At 71.1% G+C, this 6,740-nt stretch carries 7 protein-coding genes; 3 read left to right on the top strand and 4 right to left on the bottom strand.

What is annotated here, in order from left to right:
- Window positions 1-140 precede the first annotated feature (140 nt).
- Both P1P70_RS37455 and P1P70_RS37450 read left to right on the top strand, forming a co-directional pair.
- The gene (locus tag P1P70_RS37455; protein WP_319245717.1) at window positions 141-1,226 is read left to right on the top strand and encodes a Gfo/Idh/MocA family oxidoreductase; all 1,086 of its coding nucleotides are present in this window, start codon (window positions 141-143) and stop codon (window positions 1,224-1,226) included.
- Window positions 1,223-1,729, top strand: coding sequence for a heme-degrading domain-containing protein (locus P1P70_RS37450; protein WP_319245715.1), 507 nt, complete (start codon window positions 1,223-1,225; stop codon window positions 1,727-1,729). Before P1P70_RS37455 ends, P1P70_RS37450 begins: the two co-directional genes overlap by 4 nt.
- Window positions 1,730-1,842: 113 nt before the next feature.
- Here P1P70_RS37450 and P1P70_RS37445 read toward each other — a convergent pair whose 3' ends face one another.
- The 4 genes from P1P70_RS37445 to P1P70_RS37430 all read right to left on the bottom strand — a co-directional run bounded on the left by P1P70_RS37445 (window position 1,843) and on the right by P1P70_RS37430 (window position 4,882).
- Window positions 1,843-2,700: a fumarylacetoacetate hydrolase family protein gene (locus P1P70_RS37445; protein WP_319245713.1), complete on the bottom strand. Its 858-nt coding sequence runs from the start codon at window positions 2,698-2,700 to the stop codon at window positions 1,843-1,845.
- A gap of 170 nt (window positions 2,701-2,870) precedes the next feature.
- Window positions 2,871-3,650 (bottom strand): YidC/Oxa1 family membrane protein insertase, encoded by a 780-nt coding sequence (locus tag P1P70_RS37440; protein ID WP_319245711.1) that lies wholly within the window; start codon window positions 3,648-3,650, stop codon window positions 2,871-2,873.
- Between the two features lie 160 nt (window positions 3,651-3,810).
- The gene (locus P1P70_RS37435) at window positions 3,811-4,122 is read right to left on the bottom strand and encodes a DUF6412 domain-containing protein (RefSeq protein ID WP_319245710.1); all 312 of its coding nucleotides are present in this window, start codon (window positions 4,120-4,122) and stop codon (window positions 3,811-3,813) included.
- A gap of 100 nt (window positions 4,123-4,222) precedes the next feature.
- Window positions 4,223-4,882, bottom strand: a complete 660-nt coding sequence (locus tag P1P70_RS37430) for a class E sortase (RefSeq protein ID WP_319245708.1) — start codon at window positions 4,880-4,882, stop codon at window positions 4,223-4,225.
- Window positions 4,883-5,053: 171 nt separating this feature from the next.
- Here P1P70_RS37430 and P1P70_RS37425 point away from each other — a divergent pair, with 171 nt between their 5' ends.
- A complete protein-coding gene (locus P1P70_RS37425; protein WP_319245706.1) occupies window positions 5,054-6,616 on the top strand; it encodes a beta-1,6-galactanase in 1,563 nt (520 codons plus the stop codon).
- The last annotated feature ends 124 nt before the right edge of the window (window positions 6,617-6,740 follow it).

The raw sequence follows: 6,740 nt of genomic DNA, 5'->3' as shown, positions 1-6,740 counted from the left end.
GCCACCACCCCCGCCACCGTCACCCATCGCGCCGCCGTCACCCATCGCGTCGCCGATCCCGTCACCGATCCCGTTGCCGTCCACACCCCCATTGTCCCTCGCGCTTGCACTTTGGCAACAGCGTTGCTTAAGTGGGTGGTATGACAGGCACCAGCACAGACAGGCCCCTGCGCGTCGCCCTCGTCGGCTACGGCCTCGCCGGCTCCGTCTTCCACGCCCCGCTGATCGCCGCGACGCAGGGCCTGACCCTCGACACGGTCGTCACGTCGAACGCGGAGCGGCAGGCACAGGCCCGCGCCGAGTTCGCGGACGTACGGTTCGCGGCCACGGCGGACGAGCTGTGGGCCCGGTCGGACGAGCTGGACCTGGTCGTCGTCGCCTCCCCGAACAAGACGCACGTCCCGATCGCCACCGCCGCCCTGGACGCGGGACTCCCGGTCGTCGTCGACAAACCCGTGGCCGGTACGGCGGCCGAGGCACGCGAGCTGGCCGCCCTCGCGGAGTCGCGCGGCCTGCTCCTCTCCGTCTTCCAGAACCGCCGCTGGGACAACGACTTCCTGACCCTCCGCGGCCTCCTCGCCGACGGCGAACTGGGCGAGGTCCGCCGCTTCGAGTCCCGCTTCGAACGCTGGCGCCCCCAACTCAAGGGCGGCTGGCGCGAGTCCGGCGACCCCGCGGAGATCGGAGGTCTCCTCTACGACCTGGGCAGCCACGTCGTGGACCAGGCCCTCACCCTCTTCGGCCCCGCCACGCTGGTGTACGCCGAGTCCGACCTCCGCCGCCCCGGCGCCGAGACGGACGACGACACCTTCATCGCCGTGACGCACGCGAACGGCGTCCGCTCCCACTTCTACGCCTCCGCCGTCACCCCCCAACTCGGCCCGCGCTTCCGCGTGCTGGGCTCCGAGGCGGGCTACGTCAAGTACGGCCTCGACCCGCAGGAAGCGGCCCTCCGCGAGGGCGAGCGCCCCACCCCCGGCGCCGCCTGGGGCCAGGAGCCCGAGGACCAGTGGGGCCGCGTGGGCGCGGGCGACTCCCCCCTCACCGGCGGCGGCCGCCCCGTACCGACCCTCCCCGGCGACTACCCCGCGTACTACACGGCCGTGGCCGCCGCCCTGCGCGGCACCGGCGACAACCCGGTCACGGCGTACGAGGCCGCAGCCGCGCTCGACGTCCTGGAAGCGGCCCGGAAGTCGGCCGCCGAGGGCGTGGCGGTGAAGCTGTGACGACCGACGACGTCACCCCCGCCGAGAAGACCGCGCCCGCCGCCCCCACCATCGAGGAACTCGAAGCCCAGGAGCGCGACTTGGTGCTCCCCCGCTTCACCCACGAGGACGCCTGGACCCTGGGCTCGCTGCTGGTGGAGCTGGCCCGCGAGCGGAACACCCCCGTCGCCATCGACATCCGCCGCGGCCCCCAACAGCTCTTCCACGCCGCGCTCCCCGGGTCGAGCACGGACAACGACGCCTGGATCGACCGCAAACGCCGGGTCGTGGAGCGCTACGCCGCCTCCTCCTACCTCGTCGGCGCCCGCTTCCGCGCCAAGGGCACGACCTTCGAGGACTCCTCCCGCCTGGACCCGGACCGGTACGCCGCGCACGGCGGTTCCTTCCCCCTGGCGGTGGAGGGAGCGGGCGTGATCGGCACGGTGACGGTCTCGGGCCTCCCCCAACTGGAGGACCACGCGATGGTGGTGGAGGCCCTGGAGCGCTTCAAGAGCACCATGTAACCACCGGCCGTCCAAGGGGCGCGGGGAACTGCGCGACAAGCCACGACGCACCCGCGGTCACCAACAAACAGCAGCCCCCCGCCCCTTGGGCACCCGGCACTCAAGCGGAGCGCCTACGCACCCACGAACTCCTGCCGCTGCCGCCCGAGCCCGTCGATCTCCAGCTCCACCACGTCCCCGGCCTTCAAGAACGGCTTCGGCTCGGGCTCTCCCAGGGCCACCCCCGCCGGTGTCCCCGTGTTGATGACGTCCCCGGGATACAGCGTCATGAACTGACTGACGTACCGCACGACTTCACTCACCGCGAAGATCTGCTCCCCGGTCGTGCCGTCCTGCTTCAGCTCCCCGTTGACCCACAGCCGAAGCCCCAGCTTCTGCGGATCCGGCACCTCGTCGGCGGTCACCAGCCACGGCCCCAGCGGGTTGAACGTCTCGCAGTTCTTGCCCTTGTCCCAGGTCCCCCCGCGCTCCAGCTGGAACGCCCGCTCGGACACGTCGTGCGAGACGGCGTACCCGGCGACGTGCTCCAGGGCCGCCTCACGCGACTCGACGTACCGCGCGGTCCGCCCGATGACGATCGCGAGCTCGACCTCCCAGTCGGTCTTCGTCGACCCGCGCGGCACGAGCACCGTGTCATGGGGCCCGACGACCGTGTCCGCCGCCTTGAAGAAGATCACCGGCTCGGCGGGCGGCTCGGCCCCCGTCTCGCGCGCGTGGTCGTGGTAGTTGAGCCCGATGCAGACGATCTTGCCGATCCGGGCGAGCGGCGGCCCGATCCGCAGCCCCGCCGCGTCCAGGACAGGCAGCGAACCGCTCTCGGCGGCCTCGCGGACCCGCCCGAGCGCCGCCTCGTCCGCGAGCAGCGCGCCGTCGATGTCCGGCACGACCTCCGAGAGGTCCCGCAGGACCCCCTCGGCGTCGAGCAGCGCGGGCCGCTCCGCACCCGCCGTACCGACTCGCAGCAGCTTCATGGTCGCCAACTCCCTCGATCGTCCACCGCCCGACCGATGGGTGCGGCCATCGGAGGACCGGTCGATCGTCCAAGGCAGCGGTCCCCTCCGCAAGACCCGGTTCACGGACTGGACCGGCGGCCCACCTCGACTCTCAGGCCGCCGCCTCCGATTCAGGCCGCGCCCCCGACTCAGGCCACCGCCGTCGACGACGACGTACCGGTGGCGGTCCCGGCGGAAGGCAGCGGATACAGCAGCGCCCGCTCCACCGCACTCCACGTCGTACTGGTCACCACGTACAACGCGGCCGCCAGCGGCACCACCGCCACGCTGACCAGCGTGAAGAAGGACATGAACGGCATGAACTTGGCCACGGCCCCCATCCCTGCCGCCATCCCGGGCACCTGCTCGTCCGACACGGCCGGCATCCCCGCCGCACCCGCCGCCATCATCCGCTTCGTACGCCAGAAGTTGAAGGTCGCGACGGCGGCGACGATCACGAACAGCCCCACGTAGACGAGCCCCTGCGGCCCGAACATCCCGCCCTCGCCGAGCGCGTCGGCCCAGCGGTCGCCGAGCGGGGCCGCGAAGAGCCGGTGGGTGAGGAGGGCGTTGGCCTCGCCGCCGATCGTGGTGTTGGAGAACAGGTGGTAGAGGAGGAAGAAGGCCGGCAGCTGGCAGAGGCTGGGCAGGCAGCCGGACAGCGGCGACACCTTCTCCTTCGCGTGCAGCTCCAGCAGCGCCTTCTGCAGTTTCTCGGGGTTCTTCGCGTGCTTCTTCCGCAGCTCCGCGATCTGCGGCTGCAACGCGACCCGCGCCCGCTGCCCGCGCGCCGCCGCCCGCGACAGGGGGTGCACGAGCAGTCGTACGAGCGCCGTGAACAGGACGATCGCGACGGCCGTCGCGGAGGCGTGGAACAGCGGCTGGAGCAGGTCGGCGAGGTGCGCGACAAGGTCGGCGAAAACGGACATGGGTGTGAGCCCTCCAGGGGTCTCGTCGTGCCGGTGAGCAGTGGTCGTGGTCGGGATGACCGGAATCGGCGCGACGGCCCGCGTGCGGGGCACAGACCTCAGCCGGCACAGAGGATGTGGTGAGGCGAGGTGAGGTGAAGGGGGGTGGTGCGGGTGTGCCCTACGCGGTGGCCGTCAGCAGGGCACGTCCGGGCGCGCGGGGGCGCGTACGCCCGCGCGCGTCGGGATCGCGTTGGGGCAGGAACGCCGTACGGCGCTCACGGTCCCGGATGGCCGTGCGGACGCGCGTCCGGGGTACGACGGGCGCGCAGCGCGCGGCGATCAGCACGCAGGCGGCGAACGCGGAGCCGGCCGCGGCGGTCGCGGCGAAGGCGACGGCGGCGGAGAGCGTCCCGGAGTCGAGGACGGCGACCTCGAAGAGGAACAGCAGCAGCGTCGCGGCGGGGCGAAGACTGACCCAGCTACGGATCACGCCTCCCCCTCTCCCTGTCGGCACTGTCCTCGAACGGTTCTGGTGCGTGGCTCCCGGCCGTCGGACGACGGCGGCCTCGGGGCCGTTCGCACACATGCTCTCATCCGAGACGCACGGAGCGCAGCTTCCCCCAGACAACGAGCCGGTACGTGGAGGTGTACGCGGGCGTGCAGGTGGTGAGCGTGAGGTAGTGGCCGGGCTCGCGATACCCGTACGACGGCCGCACGTCGCTGCGCGGCACGGGCCGCAGGACCCCGCCGTCGCCGGGCGCGGTCTGCGGGAGCGTGCGGTCGACGACGTACGTGTGGACGGCGTCCCGCGTCTCCACGCGCACCTCGTCACCGGTCTCGAGCCGGTCGAGGTGGCGGAAGGGTTCGCCGTGGGTGGTGCGGTGCCCGGCGAGGGCCAGGTTCCCCGGCCGCCCCGGCCGCGCGGTCCCCGGGTAGTGCCCGACGTAACCCTTGTCGAGAACCTCCGCCCGCCCGACCCCTTCGGCGACGGGCACCCGGAGCTGGAGCCGGGGGATGACGAGCACGGCGTACGCCTGGGCGTGAGCCGGGCCCCCGTGCGCCCATGCCCGCTCCAGCGCGGCCACCTCACGGGCCGCCCCTTCCTGGGCCTGCCGATTGGTCCACCACAGCTGATGGGCGACGAAGAGGAGGAGGACGAGCCCGAGGGTGACGGCGCACTCGGCGGCGACCCACAGCGGGCGGGCCCGGCCCGACAGCGACCCGGGGGCTGATCGGCGGCGGACTTTCATTCCCCCTTCTCACAACCCTTGGAAGAAATCGGAGAAAGCGCTGTCACACCTCTCGACAACATCACCATTCACCCCTGACTCTTCCGATGTCCCCACTCAGCAGTTCGGAAGGCGACGGCTCCCCGACCGTGTCCTTCCCTCCCCTCGGCACCCGCATCCCCCGGAGCTGACATGACGGCATCCCCCGACCCCACGAACAACCGGCAGAGACCGACGACGGAGTCCCCGACACCCGAGCGGACCCCCGGCCCCGCTGCCTCCTTCGGCCGCAGAGCGCTCCTGGCTGCGGCCGGCGGCGCGGTCGTCGGCACCGCCCTCGGCACGGGCACGGCGAGCGCGGACGCGACGATCGCCGTCAACCCGGCCACGAAGTACGGCACCTGGGAGGGCTGGGGCACCTCCCTGGCCTGGTGGGCCAACGTCTTCGGCGCCCGGGACGACTTCGCCGACCTGTGGTTCACCACGAAGACGACGACGTACAACGGCACGGCGCTGCCCGGCCTCGGCATGAACATCGCCCGCTACAACCTCGGCGCGTGCAGCTGGAACACGGTGGAGGGCTCGACCATGGTCGAGTCACCGAACATCCCCGGCTTCAAGCAGATCGAGGGCTTCTGGCAGGACTGGAACAACGAGGACCCGACGTCCTCGGCCTGGAACTGGAACGCGGACGGCAACCAGCGCGCGGCCCTGACGAAGGCGGTGGCACGCGGCGCGACCACCGAACTCTTCGCGAACTCCCCGATGTGGTGGATGTGCCTGAACCACAACCCCTCGGGCGCCTCCGGCGGCGGCAACAACCTCCAGTCCTGGAACTACCGCCAGCACGCCTCCCACCTGGCGGCGACGGCGCTGCGCGCCAAGAACAACTGGGGCGTGAACTTCGCGACGGTCGACCCCTTCAACGAGCCGGCGTCGTCGTGGTGGACGGCGACCGGCACCCAGGAGGGCTGCCACATGGACCCGGCGGTCCAGGCCGCCGTACTCCCCCACATGCGCAGCGAGCTGGACAAGCGCGGCCTGACGAACATCCGTATCGCCGCCTCCGACGAGACGAACTACGACACGGCCCGCTCCACCTGGGGCTCCTTCAACGCCACCACGAAATCCCTGGTCAGCCAGGTGAACGTGCACGGCTACCAGGGCGCGGGCGGCCGCCGGGACCTCCTCTACACGGACGTGGTGACGACGTCCGGCAAGAAGCTCTGGAACTCGGAGACGGGCGACAGCGACGCCAGCGGCTGGACCCTGGCCCGCAACCTCTGTTACGACTTCCGCTGGCTGCACCCCACGGCCTGGTGCTACTGGCAGGTCATGGACCCGACGACGGGCTGGGCGATGATCGCCTACGACGCGAACACCCTCCAGCCCACCACGGTCCAGACCAAGTACTACGTGATGGCGCAGTTCAGCCGCCACATCCGTCCGGGCATGACGATCCTGGACACGGGCTCCAGCTACACGGCGGCGGCGTACGACGCGGCGGCGAGGCGCCTGGTGATCGTGGCGATCAACACCGCGACGTCCGCCCAGACCCTGACCTTCGACCTCTCCCGCTTCACCACGGTGACAGGCGGCACGAACGGCCTGGTCCCCCGCTGGAACACCCACACCTCAGGCGGCACCGACCGCTACCGCGCGTACTCCGACACTCGCCTGAGCGGCAAGTCGGTGGCGGTGCCGTTCGCGGCGGGGGCGGTGCAGACACTGCAGATCGACGGGGTGACGATCTGACGGCGCTCTGACGCGGTGGAGGTGGGCTGTCCCTTTAAAACATTTCCAACCCCAGAGAAAAGGCAAAAATCTCTATGGCCTCTTTTTGTTGAAAAAAAAAAATAAAAAAAAAAAGGAAGAACGC

Origin of the sequence: Streptomyces sp. MB09-02B (assembly GCF_033794485.1) — a bacterium.
Lineage (GTDB): Bacteria > Actinomycetota > Actinomycetes > Streptomycetales > Streptomycetaceae > Streptomyces.
The sequence above is the reverse complement of the archived record's forward strand: the minus strand, read 5'-3'. Positions and strand labels throughout refer to the sequence as shown.